This window comes from Enteractinococcus coprophilus (assembly GCF_006716305.1).
Taxonomy (GTDB): domain Bacteria; phylum Actinomycetota; class Actinomycetes; order Actinomycetales; family Micrococcaceae; genus Yaniella; species Yaniella coprophila.
Genome location: NZ_VFOU01000003.1, coordinates 59380 through 74344 on the forward strand (window position 1 = coordinate 59380; position 14965 = coordinate 74344).

The following is a 14965-nucleotide window of genomic DNA, read 5'->3' on the forward strand; positions in this document are numbered from 1 at the left end:
CTGGAGGACCGTTGACCAACCCCGACAAGACTGGTGAGAAGCTGGGCGTTACCACCCCGGATATCACCACCACGGCTGGCAAACTTGAAGACTTTTTCCACCGTCGCGAAGCAGCATTGCTGCCCACCGGACACGGGCCCGTCGACCGCCAACATGCCAGGGGAAAACAGACCGCACGGGAGCGCATAGATGCGTTGCTAGACGACGGGTCATTTGTAGAGTTTGATCAATTGCGCACACACCGAACCACCGCGTTTGGCATGGATGCACGCCATCCAGAAGGTGACGGTGTCGTCGCTGGGTATGGCACAATCGATGGCCGCCACGTCGCCGTCTATGCACAGGACTTCACGGTCTTCGGTGGCTCCCTATCGAAAGTCAATGGCGAAAAGATCGTCAAGACACAAGAATTTGCTGCGACCAACGGCTTCCCGCTCATTGCCATTAATGACGGCGGCGGGGCACGCATTCAAGAAGGCGTCGACTCGCTGGCGATGTTTGCCGATATCTTCCGCAACAATGTCATGGCCTCGGGTGTGGTCCCTCAGATTTCGATCATCATGGGCCCGGCCGCCGGTGGTGCCGCTTATTCCCCCGCCCTGACTGACTTCGTGGTCATGGTCGATCAGACGTCGCACATGTTCATTACTGGCCCGGACGTCATTAAGTCGGTCACGGGTGAAGAAGTCGATATGGAGACCCTTGGCGGGGCCCGCCAGCATAATGAGACCTCGGGTACAGCAGCCTATATGGCCACCGATGAACAAGATGCTTTCAGCTGGGTGTCTGAATTGCTGGACTATCTGCCAGCTCATAACTTTATTACCCAGGAATCGACCTTTCAGCAGGACCTGGAAACCAGTGTCGAAGACCTGGCTCTCGATACCCTCATTCCCGACTCCGCGAACCAGCCCTATGACATGTTGCAGATCATCGCTGCGATCGTGGATGACGGTGCGCTGTTACAAATCCAAGAACGCTATGCGCCCAATGTCATCGTGGGTTTGAGCCGGATCGAAGGCCGCACCGTCGGAATTGTTGCTAACCAGCCATCACAGCTTGCCGGCACCTTGGATATCGCCGCTTCGGAGAAAGCCGCCCGATTTGTGCGGTTCTGTGACGCATTCAGCATCCCCATTGTCACGCTCGTCGATGTCCCTGGGTTCCTGCCCGGGGTGGACCAGGAACATTCCGGAATCATTCGCCGTGGTGCAAAACTCATCTACGCGTACGCCGAAGCGACGGTCCCAAAGATTACCGTCATCACCCGCAAAGCCTTCGGTGGCGCGTACATTGTGATGGGTTCCAAGAAGTTGGGCGCGGATCTCAATCTCGCGTGGCCAACAGCCCAGATCGGTGTGATGGGAGCCCAGGGCGCGGTCAATATCCTGTATCGACGCGATCTGGCCGCCGTAGAAGAAAACGGTGGCGACGTCGAAGCACGTCGCGCTGAGTTAATCGAAGACTATGAAACCGCTTTGCTCAACCCGTACGAAGCCGCCGACTCGGGGTACATTGATGCCGTTATTGCCCCATCAGAAACTCGAGCCCAGGTGGTTCGAGCACTGCGCGCCACGGTAGCCAAACGTGAATCCCGCCCTGCTCGCAAACATGGAAATATCCCACTATGACCCAACCTGAATCAACCGGTATCAAAGTTCATGGCACCGCGCTGTCAGAGGAGGAAACGGCAGCGCTGCTGACCGTCATTAACACCCAGTTAGTGGAATTGCCTCCACCTGAACCGCCGGTGGATTATTCAACGCGTAATCGCGTGATGTCGACATGGCATTCTGATCCCGGCTGGCGTACCCTGCCGCGAGGCTACTAGACACCACCAAATAGACCTCGGTTCCACCCTGCTGGTGAAGCCGAGGTCTATTGCGTTGGTACTGTTTATTTTCGTTTGTCCTGTTGAATAATTGCTTGCGCCCTTGTCTCAGTGGCTTCGTCCTCGACCGTATCCCCAGCGATGGGAGCGATCCCAGGAATCCCGACCTCGGTAACACCTGAGGTTCGTGAACTGAGGCGTCGTGACAACATTTGCGCCAGCTGTACCAAGAGCGAATTGATGATGATAAAAATGATGGCCGCTACTACCAGTGCCTGCATGATGTTGCCATAACCTGCCCCCAGGTGCCGCGAGTAGCGCAACAACTCCGAAAATCCGATGATGTAGCCTAGCGCCGAGTCTTTCAGAATGATGACGAACTGCGAAACCAACGATGGCAACATCGCAACTAAGGCCTGCGGAACTTCCACATAGCGTAAAGATTTCGTGGTGGTCATGCCCACTGCGAGTGCTGCTTCGCGCTGGCCGGCGGGCAGTGAGCGCACACCGGCGCGAACAAGTTCAGCAATGACCGCTCCGTTATAGAGTGTCAGGGCTACGATGACCGCATAGTAGGCCGAGTTGCGTGGGTCAATAACGTTTGAGAGGTACTGAGAGAAAAAGAAGTGCAGGAACACCATCAGTACCAGAACCGGTACGGCACGAAAGAATTCCACGATCACCATAGAGATCCATCTCAGGATACGCACTGGTGCTAATCGCAAAAAACCGAAGAACAGTCCAAAAACAACTGATGACACCACGGCGATGGCAGCAGCCTGGAGGGTGAATGTGAGGCCTGGCAGTAAGTAGTTCACCCAGGCATTGGTATTAATAGCGTTCCACCACAGGTGCGGACTCATCTGTCCTTGGGCGGCTAACGCCTGATAGACCCAGACTAAGACGCCGATGACGATCAACGCCACAAGGATATTCAAGATCGTGATGATACGGCGAGAACGTGGGCCTGGCGCATCAAAGAGAACGTATTGAGTACTCATCGTGTTACCGCCAATCTTTCAGATAGCCACGTCGTCAGCAGGCCGACTGGAATCACGATCAAGCTAAAGCCAATTGCAATGATCAAGAAGATTGCGACCATGAGGTTTGGGTTGAATTCGATCATGGTGCGCATGATGCCCGACGCCTCCATGACTGATGCGGCTGCGGCGACGGTGGTGTTTTTGATCAGAGCGATCAGTGTGTTGCCAATGGGGGTGATCGCTCCGCGCAGTGCTTGCGGGATGATGATGAGTCGGGCGGCCGCAAAAAATCCCAGACCAATGGATCGGGCTGCTTCTGCTTGCCCAAGAGGGACGGTATTGACTCCGGAACGGATAGCCTCGGCAAAGAAGGGGGCATGATAGATCGATAATGCAATGGTTGCCAGCATGAAGAAGTTGGTATCAAAGTCTGGGTGCATATTAATTTGCAGCTGACCCCAAAAGATGAGGACTCCCATCACGACAAGCACTGTCAACGGGATATTTCTTACCAGGTTGATGAATGCCCCGCTGAGCCAGCTCATGGAGCGTACCGGTGAGATACGGAACAGCGCGAGTATGACCCCGAGGGTGAAGGCAAATATTGCAGAGAAGAAAGCCAGTTTCAGGTTGGCCCAAAATCCTTCCCAGATTGGATATTGCTCAAAGAGAAAGAGAATATCTTCCATAGTCCCCTGCCTGGTGTGGTGAGGTGGTGGGTGCTGTGGTGCTCAGGGTTCGGCACCTGCTCACACTTGAGAGGTGCCGAATCCTTTATGCCCAGTTTGTGGCGTGTAGCCGGTGCGGGGCATTGGGTTATTCGCCGCAGGTGACAAGCTCAATATTGTCATTGAGCTCGGCGTTGGCTTCATAGTCGACGCCTTCGGTGTTGGCTGCCAGCAGTTCGTCGATGGTGCCATCGTCTTGCAGTTTCTGGATGGCTTCGTTGACTTGTTCACAGGTTTCGACGTCGCCTTCGGGAAGACCTACGCCGTAGGGTTCTTCGGTGAAGGGGCTGCCGACGACTTTGAATTCGCCTGCGTATTCATCGGAGGCTGCCAGGCCCGCCAGGATGATGTCGTCGGTGGTCACGGCGTCAACCTGACCGGATTGTAAGAATGTCAGGCACTCGCTGTACCCATCTTGTTCGACGAGCTCTACTTCATCGGCATACATGTCGCGGACGTTTTGAGCCGGAGTCGAACCAGTCACGGAACACAGGTTGCGGCCGTTGAGATCTTCTGGACCTTTAATGTCGTTTTCGTCGGTACGAACGAGAATATCTTGACCCGCCATAAAGTACGGTCCCGCGAAGTCGACGCGCTCGTCGCGTTCATCGGTAATCGAGTAGGTTGCAAAGATCATATCGACCTGACCGTTTTCCAGCATGTTTTCACGCTGCGGCGTTGGTGATTCCACCCACTCGATCTGGTCCTCTTGGTATCCCATTTCTGCCAGGACTGCTTTGGCGACGTCGACGTCGAAGCCGGTTGGCGGGTTATTGCCTTCCCGGAATCCCAGTCCGGGCTGGTCGTATTTGATACCTACGGTGACACTGCCGCCACCACCGCCACCGCCCGCAGCGTCATCTTCGGCGGTATCTTCCGTGGCCCCCGGAGAGCAGGCCGATAGAACAAGCAGGCCGGCTGCGCCAAGTGCTGTGATTTTCATCCAAGGTGTCTTCATGGTGAGTACCTTTCAGTGTGTGTAATGAATTGTGATGTGAGGTGTTACTCGGTCAGAATCTTCGATAGGAAGTCTTTAGCTCGACTGGTTTCGGGACCTGTGAAGAATTTCTCCGGTGTGGTGTCCTCAATAACTGCACCATCGGACATGAATAGGAGTCGGTCTCCTGCTTTACGGGCGAATCCCATTTCGTGGGTCACCACGACCATGGTCATGCCACCGGCGGCTAGATCGACCATGACGTCGAGGACTTCTTGGACCATTTCTGGGTCAAGTGCCGAGGTGGGCTCGTCGAAGAGTAGGACTTTGGGTTTCATCGCGAGGGCTCGCGCAATGGCCACACGTTGTTGCTGTCCCCCAGACAACTGAGCTGGCAGTTTACGGGCCTGTTCTCCGACGCCGACGCGCTCAAGGTATTCCATGGCCTCTTGTTCAGCTTGCTTTTTGGATATCTTGCGGACCTTGGTGGGTCCCAGTGTGACATTTTCTACGACGCTCTTATGAGCAAAAAGATTAAAGGACTGGAACACCATGCCCACGTCAGCTCGGAGAGCTGCCAGCGCTTTACCCTCTTCGGGGAGCCGTGCGCCATCAATTTCGATGTATCCACCGTCGTCATCAATGGTCTCCAGGCGGTTGATGGTGCGGCATAACGTCGATTTTCCCGAGCCCGATGGGCCGACGACAATACAGACTTGGCCTTTGGGGATATCCACATTGATATCAGAAAGTGCTTGGAAGCTGCCGAAATGCTTATTTACTCCGGACATTCGAACTAGCGGTGTGTGGCTGGCCTCAGGTGTCATGATGAGCTCCTACAGAACATCCGAATGCTACGGGGCAGCACCCCACGACGGTGTGACTTGCGTTACATCATAACAGGTCAGCCCCTATTTGCCACGGGTGAGTTCAGGGATGTTTTGGCCCAACCATGCGTGTGCGATCCCTGGGCCCTAGGTAAAAGCGCCCTAAGATAAAGCTATGTCTGACTCTTCTATCGATGCTTTGGCCGAAGATTATGCCCGCCAACTTGCAGATCTGAATCCAGTTGTGGCTTCCGAAATTGGATTGGCCGGGTATGCTGATAAACTGCCGGATTATTCTCCCGAAGGTGCCGCGGCGCTCGATACATTACAGGCCGATGTGCTAAAACGCCTGGATGCTCTAGCTCCCCAGTCGGACCAGGACCTGGTGACACAAGACGCTCTCATCGAGCGATTAACTGTCGACCGGGACTTATACGCAACGGGGGTGGTCCCGCTCAATAACATTGCCTCGCCGGTTCAGGATATTCGCGCAACATTTGACCTCATGCCGACCACCACCTCTGAGGATTGGCGCAATATCGCTGCTCGATTGACCAAAGTCGATACCGCCCTACACGGCTACCGCATTCGCCTCGATGAGGCAGTAACGAAAGGGCTAGCGCCCGTACAACGGCAGGTCGATGCCTGTATCGTGCAAGCTCAAGCGGCTGCAGAGAACTTTTTCACCGACCTGGTAGCATCGGCACCCGAACAACCGAATACCTTGCGCACTGAACTGGATCGCGCTGCGCGCCGAGCGGCCCAAGCGTATGCGGATTTTGCCACCTATCTCAAAGACGAGTTACGAGACCGAGCACGGACTACAGATGCAGTGGGCAAGGAGTACTATGCGCTTGCGTCACAAGAATTTCTGGGTACTCAAATCGATTTGGCCGAAACCTATGAGTGGGGCCTAGCAGAGCTGGAGCGAATTGTTAGCGAACAGCAGCGCATCGCCGAGTCTATTCAACCTGGCCTTAGTATCGAAGAAGCTCGACAAGTTTTGTCTGCCGATCCGGCTCGTCAACTCCACGGCACCGAGGCCCTTCGTCAATGGATGCAAGACCTCTCTGATACGACCATTGAGGACATGAAGCAGCATTTCTATATCCCGCCGCCCATGGATTATGTCGAAGCGATGATTGCGCCAACGCAAGATGGCGGTATCTACTACACCGCCCCTTCCGAAGATTTTTCACGACCGGGGCGCATGTGGTGGTCAGTGCCAGAGGGCGAAGACACCTTTACCACCTGGCAACAAACCACCACGGTCTTCCACGAAGGCGTGCCTGGGCATCACCTACAGGTTGCCACAGCGATGTTCAATGCCACCGGGCTCAATTCGTGGCGTCGAAACTGGTTATGGGTATCCGGACACGGTGAGGGCTGGGCATTGTATGCCGAAGATCTCATGAAGGAACTTGGCTACCTTAACGACCCGGGTGATTACTTGGGGATGCTAGATGCCCAGCGGATGCGAGCCGCCCGAGTAGTCTTCGACATCGGGGTGCACTGTGGCTTTACGGCCCCGCAGTCATGGGGCGGCAAGACCTGGGATCCTGAAACAGGGTTCGCATTCTTACAGGCACACCTCAACGAGACTCCCGGCGTTTTAGAATTCGAATTCGTCCGCTATCTCGGCTGGCCAGGCCAGGCACCCAGCTATGCAGTCGGCAAGCGAATCTGGCAGCAGATTCGCGCCGAACACGAACAGGCACCAGACTTTGATCTAAAAACCTTCCACACCCGCGCCCTTCAGCTGGGCTCGATGGGATTAGACACCTTAGAGAGGGCACTTCGATGAACATCCAAATCGTGCTCGGTTCGGCTTCCAGTGCGCGAGCAGATATTTTACGTCGAGCTGGGTTGCCCTTTATTCAACGTCCAGCCGACATTGACGAAGAAGCACTCGCCGCTACTATTGCCCTACCTCGCGACCAAGCCCAAGCACTCGCGACAGCCAAGGCGCACGCCGTGGCTGACCTACTCATCTCGGAACAGCAGGTCACTGGCCCGACGTACGTGATTGCTGCGGACTCGGTGTTTGAATTCGAGGGCCAAGCCTACGGCAAACCCTTGCAAGCAACTGTCGCTCGACAGCGCTGGCACGCTCAGCGTGGCAAGAGCGGCATCTTGCACAGCGGTCACTGCGTCATCGCGATAGTGGGAAAAGAAAAACGCCGAGTTGCAGAAGAAACCGTCAGTGCCGTCGTGTCATTTGCCCAGATGAGCGATGCCGTGATCGACGATTACGTGGCCACCGGTGAACCGCTCTACGTTGCCGGCGGCTTCACGCTTGAAGGTCATGGCGCCACGATGGTTGATCGGGTCGACGGGGACCCTAATGCTGTGCTCGGACTGTCGCTGCGGGCAGTCCGCGAACTGTTCGAGAGCGTGGGTGTCTCACTCACGAAGCTCTGGAAGACAGCCAACTAGAACACAGTTTTGTAGGCTTCCTACAAAAAACCATGCGTTTTTAGCTGACCCGGTGCGTCATTCTGTATGATTTCCACGGATTCGTCCTAAGCTTCATAGGATGGCAACGGTACGCTAGCCCTATCGTGTGCCTATTCTGCGCAGCGTTCCAACCAAGGAGTTAAGTTTCTATGTCCATGACCACTGCGTCATCCTCGATGGTCTACCGACCCTTTTCTAAGGTCTTGATCGCTAATCGAGGTGAAATCGCGGTGCGTATTATCCGCGCTGCACAAGATGAAGGACTAGAAGCCGTCGCAATTTATGCGAATCCAGACCGCGATGCGATGCACGTCCGTCTAGCGGATCACGCGTTCTCTCTCAACGGGGACACCGTAGCTGACACTTATCTAGCCATGGACAAGGTACTCAAGGCTGCCAAAGACTCCGGCGCAGATGCAGTCCACCCCGGTTATGGATTCCTAGCTGAAAATGCTGACTTCGCCCAAGCCGTTATCGATGCGGGCATGATCTGGATTGGCCCTCCCCCGGCTGCCATCCACGCACTGGGCGATAAGGTCGCTGCCCGCCACATCGCTCACAAAGTTGGCGCCCCACTAGCACCCGGAACTGCCGATCCAGTGGAGTCGTCTCAGGAAGTCGTCGACTTCGCTGATGAATTTGGTCTGCCATTAGCAATCAAAGCCGCCCACGGTGGTGGCGGTCGCGGCATCAAAGTCGTTCGCCAACGCTCCGAAATCCCGGAGGCCTACGAGTCGGCCGTCCGCGAAGCTACGTTAGCTTTTGGCCGTGGCGAATGCTTTGTCGAACGCTTCCTCGATGCACCGCGCCACCTGGAAACCCAGTGCTTGGCCGACAAGGACGGGAACGTCGTGGTGATTTCCACTCGTGACTGTTCGCTACAGCGCCGCAACCAAAAACTGGTCGAAGAAGCTCCGGCACCATATCTCACCCCAGAACAAGCACAACAGCTCTACGATGCTTCGGTGGCCCTCCTGCAAGAAGCCGGCTACGTTGGGGCCGGTACCTGCGAGTTTCTCATCGGCCAAGACGGTACGATTTCGTTTTTGGAAGTCAACACACGCCTGCAGGTCGAACACACTGTTTCCGAAGAAGTAACCGGCATCGATCTGGTCCGCGAACAGTTCCGTATCGCCCGCGGTGAGCTGCTAGGCTACGACCACCCCAAGGTCGAGGGTCACTCTTTCGAATTCCGCATCACCGCCGAAGATCCCGGACAAAACTTTATGCCCGCTCCCGGTACCATCACCAAGATGCGTCTGCCCGGCGGACCGGGGGTTCGCATTGACACCGGTGTCGAAGAGGGCGAAACCATCTCGGGAGCGTTTGACTCGATGGTCGCCAAACTCATCGTGACCGGTAAAGACCGCAAAGAGGCACTGCAGCGTTCACAGCGTGCACTCAACGAAATGCGCATCGCAGGCTTGGCAACTGTCTTGCCATTCCACCGCACGGTGATCCAGGATCCGAACTTTGCACCGGAGCTGGATCAGCCGGGCCAAAAAATCCCGGCTGAGGGCCCCTTTACGGTCCACACTCGCTGGATCGAAACCGATTTCATTAACGAACTGCAGCCGCAGTCGGTGGTGCCCGGCATCAACGCTGAGGACGACGTCGAGCGCCGAGTCGTAACCGTGGAAGTCAATGGCAAACGTGTTGAAGTCACCCTGCCAGATTCGCTGGCAGGCATCGCGTCGGTGGACGTTAATGCGAAACCGAAACGTCGTCGTCGTGGGCGTAGTGCCACAGCGACCAGCGGTGCCTCTGCTGCTTCGGGTGACTCGGTCACCTCTCCCATGCAGGGCACGATCGTCAAACTCGGCGTCGATATCGGCGATGAAGTCTCCGAAGGCGACTTGATCCTGGTGCTTGAGGCCATGAAGATGGAACAGCCCATTACCGCTCACAAGGCCGGTAAAGTCACAGAGCTGACCGCAGAACCGGGCACCACCGTCAACGCAGGTGCGATTCTGGCCACTATCGAAGGGTAACGCAGAGTAGGAGTTTTGCAAACGAGCCTACGGCATACATATAATTAACTGTTTTTCAAGTAATTAACAGTTTTTCAAGGTGGCGTCTCCGGACGCCACCTACATTCTTTTGAACTCGCAACAAAGGTACTCCTGATGTCAACGCAACCCGCAGTGACTTCGCATGGTATTCAAGATGATGAGCTGGGTGTCCCCCGCTGGAAAATCATCATGGCCTCAGTTGTAGGCACAACCATCGAATTCTACGACTTCTATATTTACGCCACCGCAGCGGTTTCAGTCTTCCCGCTGATTTTCTTCCCGGGTGGTGACGCGCAAACCGCGCTGCTTGCCTCAATGGCCACCTTTGGTGCCGCCTTCGTCGCCCGTCCACTCGGATCCATTATTTTCGGTCACATGGGTGACCGGCTGGGACGCAAGGTCACGCTCATCGGCGCGCTGCTGACCATGGGTATTGCAACCTTTATCATCGGTCTGCTGCCCACCTATTTCCAAATTGGTCTATGGGCGCCAGCCATGTTGACCATCATGCGCTTCTGTCAGGGCTTGGGCTTAGGCGGGGAATGGTCCGGCGCTGCACTGCTCGTGACCGAAACCGCCAAGCCTGGTAAACGTGCCACCGCTGCCATGTGGCCCCAACTAGGAGCACCTTTCGGTTTTCTCTTAGCCAACGGGTTCTTCCTGATCCTGACCCTGGCTTTTGGTTACAACTCGGCCGAGCACGGTGACAACCACGTCTTTATTGACTGGGTCTGGCGTATACCATTCCTGGCGTCGATCATCATGGTTGCCATCGGCCTGTGGGTTCGTGTCTCTCTGGAAGAAACCCCGGTCTTTAAGCGAGCTATTCAAAAAGACGAACGCGTCAAAGCCCCGCTGAAAGATGTCTTTCGCGAAAACTGGTGGCAGCTGATTCTGGGTACATTCATCATGTACGCCACCTACGTATTGTTCTACCTGATGACCACTTGGATCCTGTCGTATGCCATCGGTGCACCAGACGCCGGTGGACTGGGCACTTCCTATAACGACTTCTTGGTCATCCAGTTAATTGCGATCCTGTTCTTTGCCGCATTCATTCCGGTGGCTGGTATCCTGGCCGACAAATTTGGGCGCAAACCCACCATGCTGGTCATCACCACGCTGTTGGTCGTCTTTGGCCTGTCGTTCGGTTGGTGGCTCAACGCTGACATCATCGTCAGCGCTGACGGCAGCCTAAACACCACACGAATGGTGCTGTTTATGATCACTGGTATGGCTCTGATGGGTTTGACCTTCGGTCCAATGTCCGCAATCTTGCCGGAGCTGTTCCCAACCGAAACCCGCTACACCGGTTCCGGTATCGCCTATAACGTCTCCTCGATTCTGGGGGCTGCGCTGACACCATTCATCGCGACCTGGCTCATGGGTAGCTTTGATGTTTCCTACGTTGGCTATTACTTGGCCGCGGCATCAGTCATCACGCTGATCTTCTTGGCTCTGAGCCCAGAGACCAAGTACCGTTCACTATCTGACCTCGATCAGGACGAGATCCAGCGAACTCGTTAAGTTTCGAATCAACAAACCTCACAATGCCCGGGCGCATATCGCGCCCGGGCATTGTGCATTTCACCCCGGCGGAGCCACACCAAGTGCCATGGCAGCAAACAATGAACCCCTATTTAGGGTAGTTCGCTGCGTAGTTCAGAAACCATTCCAGTACATCAGGGTCCGCTGCGGTTTCGGTAGCGACCTTCTCAGGGGTCATGCCTTGGAAGACGCGTTTGATCGGGACTTCCATGAGCTTGCCGGTCTTTGTCATCGGCACACCGGGTGCAATGATGACCTCATCGGGCACATACCGTGGGGAGAGCTCGGTACGGATAGTCTCAATGACTTTCGCCTTGACCGCTTCTGGATCTGCCTTGGGGTCACGGGGCACCACGAATAACGGCATGTAATAACCACCCTCATCGAGTTCGGCACCAATAACCATTGACGCGGTGACTTCTTCGAGCGCATCTACAACCTGGTACAGATCGGAAGATCCCATGCGGATCCCACCGCGGTTCAGTGTGGCATCCGAACGGCCGTGGATGACAAAGGAGAGCCGCTCGGTTTTGGTGGCGAAATCGCCGTGGTACCAAATGTGCGGGTCCTGACTGAAATATGCGTCGCGGTAACGGGCGCCGTCGTCGTCATTCCAGAAATACAGCGGCATGGTGGGCATAGGTTTGGTGATGACCAACTCACCGACCTGTTCGGTCACCGGTCTGCCGTGCTCGTCATAGACGTCGGCGGCGACCCCTAAGTGCGGGCCCATGAGTTCGTTGATCCGGACCGGATCCATCGGATTAGACCCGACAAAGACCGAGCAGACGTCGGTGCCGCCGGAGTCGGAGCGCAACCGTATATCGGGGTTCACTGTGTCATATACCCACCGCCAGGTGCGCGCCGGGAGCGGTGAGGCAGAGACGAGCATATCGGTCAGGTGGGAGAGGTCGTAGTGGTCCCTGGGAATGAATTCAGATTCCTGGACACCAGTGAGAATGGCGGCCCCGCACCCGTAAAACGCGACGCGTTCATTGGCCAAGATTTCGAATTGCCGCCCCGGTCCCCCGGCAAAAACCGCACCCGAATAGGTCACGGCTTTGGCACCGATTATCAGCACAGCGACCTGCATATTCCACAGCATCCAGGTCGTGGAGGTCGAAATATAAACGGGTGCGCCCTTGGGCACCCGGTAGTGCAGACCGAAAGATTTGGCGATTTCTAACACCGTACCGCCATGGCCCTGAACGATACCTTTGGGTGTTCCTGTTGTGCCCGAGGAGTAGAGCACCCACAGCGGATGAGAAAAGTCTACGGGTTCAAATTTCGGCTCGCGCGGTTGGGCGATAATGTCGTCATAGCGAGTTGTGGTGACTTCGTGTGTTGCCACGAGCTCAGCTACGGTTTCGCTCACACCGGTTCGGGCGTTCTCCACCAGGATGTGGTGCTTGACTGAATCCAGGTGGGCCAGGAGTGCATCCAGGTCATCGGTTTGGTCGCGCAGTGTGCCGCCCAGTTCGAGGGCGTCAATGGTGATGAGGACGGTGGGTTGGAGTTGCTGAAACCGACTGACGATGCCGGTGACACCAAAATCGACGTTGACCACCGACCAGATGGCCCCGACGGCGGCGCTGCCGAGGAGCCCGACGATGGCCTGCGGGATATTGGGCATGGCTGCCGCAACGACGTCACCGGGACGCACGCCGATGCTACGCAAATAGTCTGCAAAGGCTCCAACATGCTCATTGAGCTGTTTCCAGGTCAGTGCGGTGCGGTTGAGGGATTCATCGAGTCCGATGATGGCCTCTTGGTCGGCCATTTCACGGGCGTGGCGCAGCACGTTTTGGGCGTAGTTGACCTTGGCGCCGCGCCCCCAGTGCGCGTTCGGCATGCGACCTGTGAGCATGTCTGCGGTGGGTTTTTCACCGATGACGTCAAAATACTCCCAGATCTCGGTCCAGAACAGTTCTAGGTCATCCACGGACCACTGCCACAGATCTAAATAGCTTGCCATGGTCAGGTCATGTTTGGCGTTCATATCCACCATGAACTGATACATAGCGGTCGCGCGCACGTCTTCTTCGGCAGGCTGCCACAAAATATGATCAGTCACGATATCCCCCAGCACCGTACGAGAGCATCATGGTTTTCAGTGTAGTCCCTGGCCAGGTCCCGGCGCAGCCGGAATGCGGGTCGGGCGGTTAGAACTGTTCGCGCTTGTGTAATTGGCGGGCCACTTCGGCCACCGTGCCTGACAGCGACGGGTAGATCGTAAACGTCTCGGCTAAGTCATCCACATGAAGTTTTTGCGATACAGCCAGTGACAGCGGATAAATCAAATCCGAGGCACGTGGTGCCACAATCACCCCACCCACGACGTGGCCGGAACCACGCCGTGCGAAGATTTTCACGAAACCTTCATCGACATTCATCATCTTGGCGCGCGCATTAGACGCCATGGGGATCATGTACTCATCAACCTGGTATTCGCCGGTGGCGACCATAGCAGCGGTGACCCCGACCGTAGCAATCTCCGGAGAGGTGAAAATATTGGAGGCTACCTGGTTGCGCGAAAACGGCTTGACGACATCGCCAAGAATGTGGTTAACGGCGATCCGTCCCTGCATCGCAGCCACCGAGGCAAGGGCCAGGCGCCCGGTGCAGTCCCCTGCAGCATAAATCCCCGGCACCGAGGTGCGCGAGACCGCATCAATTTTGATGTGACCAGACTCGGTCACTTCCACGCCGATGTTTTCCAGTCCCATCCCGGTGGTATTGGGGATACCCCCGACCGCTAGCAGACAGTGCGAGCCTTCCACGTAACCACCGGCAGATAGCTCAACTCGGACGCCGTCTTTAATCCGCGTCACGGCTTCGGCACGCGTACGAGAGATCACGTTGACACCGTTTTCGGAAAATACCTCTTCCAACACTCGTGCCGCATCAGGGTCTTCACCCGGTAACAGGGTGTCGCGCGAGGACACCAGAGTAACATTCGAGCCCAACAGCTGATAGGCCGATGCGAATTCGGCACCGGTGACACCAGAACCGACCACGATCATGTGTTCGGGTAGCTCATCCATGGAGTAGAGCTGTTTCCAGTTGAAGATCCGCTCGCCGTCTGGTTTAGCCGTGGGGAGCTCTCGCGGTGAAGCACCCGTAGCAATCAAAACGGCATCCGAAGAAACGTGTTCGACGTTGCCCTCCATCGTCTTGACCTCGACGACGTTGCGTTCGATAAAACACGCCTCACCCATCATGATTCGCACTCCGTTGGCTTGCAGGCCACGACGAATGTCTTCGGATTGATCCGCTGCCAGGCGGAGTAGGCGACGGTCAATGAGTTCGATATTGGATTTGACCGAGTGTGCATCAAATTCCAAGCCCAGGCTCGGAGCACTCATAACGCGTCGTCGGGAGTCAGCCGAGGCGATCAGTGTCTTGGAGGGGACGACGTCGGTTAAGACGGCCGAACCACCAATCCCATTGCGTTCGATGAGCGTGACCTCGGCACCAAATTTCGAGGCCACGAGGGCGGCTTCATACCCGCCAGGGCCACCGCCGATGATCGTAATGGAAGGACGAGGGACAATTTCTAGAGTGCTCACGGGTTCTATTGTGGTCTGTTTTGTCACAAAATGCATAATCACACACGCGCGTCAGGTGTTTCGTTGGTTTTGA

Annotated in this window: 12 protein-coding genes; 6 read left to right on the forward strand and 6 right to left on the reverse strand. The window is 56.0% G+C overall.

Annotation, left to right across the window (positions count from 1 at the left end; genetic code table 11):
• Positions 1-11: 11 nt before the first annotated feature.
• Together FB556_RS08310 and FB556_RS08315 are read left to right on the forward strand one after the other, a co-directional pair.
• Positions 12-1631 carry an acyl-CoA carboxylase subunit beta gene (locus FB556_RS08310; RefSeq protein ID WP_246057310.1) on the forward strand — a complete coding sequence of 540 codons (1620 nt, stop codon included), beginning with the start codon at positions 12-14 and terminating at the stop codon, positions 1629-1631.
• Entirely contained in the window at positions 1628-1831 is a 204-nt protein-coding gene (locus FB556_RS08315) for a hypothetical protein (RefSeq protein WP_141866688.1), read from the forward strand. The genes FB556_RS08310 and FB556_RS08315 overlap by 4 nt, the downstream gene beginning before the upstream one ends.
• A gap of 65 nt (positions 1832-1896) precedes the next feature.
• Here the strand turns inward: FB556_RS08315 and FB556_RS08320 are convergent, their stop codons facing one another.
• The 4 genes from FB556_RS08320 to FB556_RS08335 all read right to left on the reverse strand — a co-directional run bounded on the left by FB556_RS08320 (position 1897) and on the right by FB556_RS08335 (position 5306).
• Complete coding sequence (locus tag FB556_RS08320) at positions 1897-2832, reverse strand: amino acid ABC transporter permease (protein ID WP_141866690.1); 936 nt, start codon at positions 2830-2832, stop codon at positions 1897-1899.
• The gene (locus FB556_RS08325; RefSeq protein ID WP_141866692.1) at positions 2829-3503 is read right to left on the reverse strand and encodes an amino acid ABC transporter permease; all 675 of its coding nucleotides are present in this window, start codon (positions 3501-3503) and stop codon (positions 2829-2831) included. The genes FB556_RS08320 and FB556_RS08325 overlap by 4 nt, the downstream gene beginning before the upstream one ends.
• A 127-nt stretch (positions 3504-3630) precedes the next feature.
• Positions 3631-4500 carry a glutamate ABC transporter substrate-binding protein gene (locus FB556_RS08330; RefSeq protein ID WP_141866694.1) on the reverse strand — a complete coding sequence of 290 codons (870 nt, stop codon included), beginning with the start codon at positions 4498-4500 and terminating at the stop codon, positions 3631-3633.
• Positions 4501-4544: 44 nt separating this feature from the next.
• Positions 4545-5306, reverse strand: coding sequence for an amino acid ABC transporter ATP-binding protein (locus tag FB556_RS08335; protein ID WP_141866696.1), 762 nt, complete (start codon positions 5304-5306; stop codon positions 4545-4547).
• Positions 5307-5481: 175 nt separating this feature from the next.
• Between FB556_RS08335 and FB556_RS08340 the strand changes: the two genes are divergently transcribed.
• From FB556_RS08340 to FB556_RS08355, 4 genes are all read left to right on the forward strand, one after another.
• Entirely contained in the window at positions 5482-7110 is a 1629-nt protein-coding gene (locus FB556_RS08340; RefSeq protein ID WP_141866698.1) for a DUF885 domain-containing protein, read from the forward strand.
• Positions 7107-7742 (forward strand): Maf family protein, encoded by a 636-nt coding sequence (locus tag FB556_RS08345; RefSeq protein ID WP_141866700.1) that lies wholly within the window; start codon positions 7107-7109, stop codon positions 7740-7742. Before FB556_RS08340 ends, FB556_RS08345 begins: the two co-directional genes overlap by 4 nt.
• 176 nt (positions 7743-7918) lie before the next feature.
• Positions 7919-9754 carry an acetyl/propionyl/methylcrotonyl-CoA carboxylase subunit alpha gene (locus tag FB556_RS08350; protein ID WP_141867688.1) on the forward strand — a complete coding sequence of 612 codons (1836 nt, stop codon included), beginning with the start codon at positions 7919-7921 and terminating at the stop codon, positions 9752-9754.
• Between the two features lie 135 nt (positions 9755-9889).
• On the forward strand, positions 9890-11302 hold the full coding sequence (locus tag FB556_RS08355) for an MFS transporter (RefSeq protein WP_141866702.1): 1413 nt from the start codon (positions 9890-9892) through the stop codon (positions 11300-11302).
• Between the two features lie 109 nt (positions 11303-11411).
• Here FB556_RS08355 and FB556_RS08360 read toward each other — a convergent pair whose 3' ends face one another.
• Complete coding sequence (locus FB556_RS08360; protein WP_246057313.1) at positions 11412-13397, reverse strand: acetoacetate--CoA ligase; 1986 nt, start codon at positions 13395-13397, stop codon at positions 11412-11414.
• Positions 13398-13485: 88 nt separating this feature from the next.
• Entirely contained in the window at positions 13486-14892 is a 1407-nt protein-coding gene (locus tag FB556_RS08365; RefSeq protein WP_379985148.1) for an NAD(P)H-quinone dehydrogenase, read from the reverse strand.
• Positions 14893-14965 lie beyond the last annotated feature (73 nt).

What these genes read in the sequence shown, in the direction of transcription:
- FB556_RS08315 (WP_141866688.1), top strand. Translation starts at nt 1,628, where the DNA reads ATGACCCAACCTGAATCAACCGGTATCAAAGTTCATGGCACCGCGCTG.
- FB556_RS08320 (WP_141866690.1), bottom strand. Translation starts at nt 2,832, where the DNA reads ATGAGTACTCAATACGTTCTCTTTGATGCGCCAGGCCCACGTTCTCGC.
- FB556_RS08325 (WP_141866692.1), bottom strand. Translation starts at nt 3,503, where the DNA reads ATGGAAGATATTCTCTTTCTCTTTGAGCAATATCCAATCTGGGAAGGA.
- FB556_RS08330 (WP_141866694.1), bottom strand. Translation starts at nt 4,500, where the DNA reads ATGAAGACACCTTGGATGAAAATCACAGCACTTGGCGCAGCCGGCCTG.
- FB556_RS08335 (WP_141866696.1), bottom strand. Translation starts at nt 5,306, where the DNA reads ATGACACCTGAGGCCAGCCACACACCGCTAGTTCGAATGTCCGGAGTA.
- FB556_RS08340 (WP_141866698.1), top strand. Translation starts at nt 5,482, where the DNA reads ATGTCTGACTCTTCTATCGATGCTTTGGCCGAAGATTATGCCCGCCAA.
- FB556_RS08345 (WP_141866700.1), top strand. Translation starts at nt 7,107, where the DNA reads ATGAACATCCAAATCGTGCTCGGTTCGGCTTCCAGTGCGCGAGCAGAT.
- FB556_RS08350 (WP_141867688.1), top strand. Translation starts at nt 7,919, where the DNA reads ATGACCACTGCGTCATCCTCGATGGTCTACCGACCCTTTTCTAAGGTC.
- FB556_RS08355 (WP_141866702.1), top strand. Translation starts at nt 9,890, where the DNA reads ATGTCAACGCAACCCGCAGTGACTTCGCATGGTATTCAAGATGATGAG.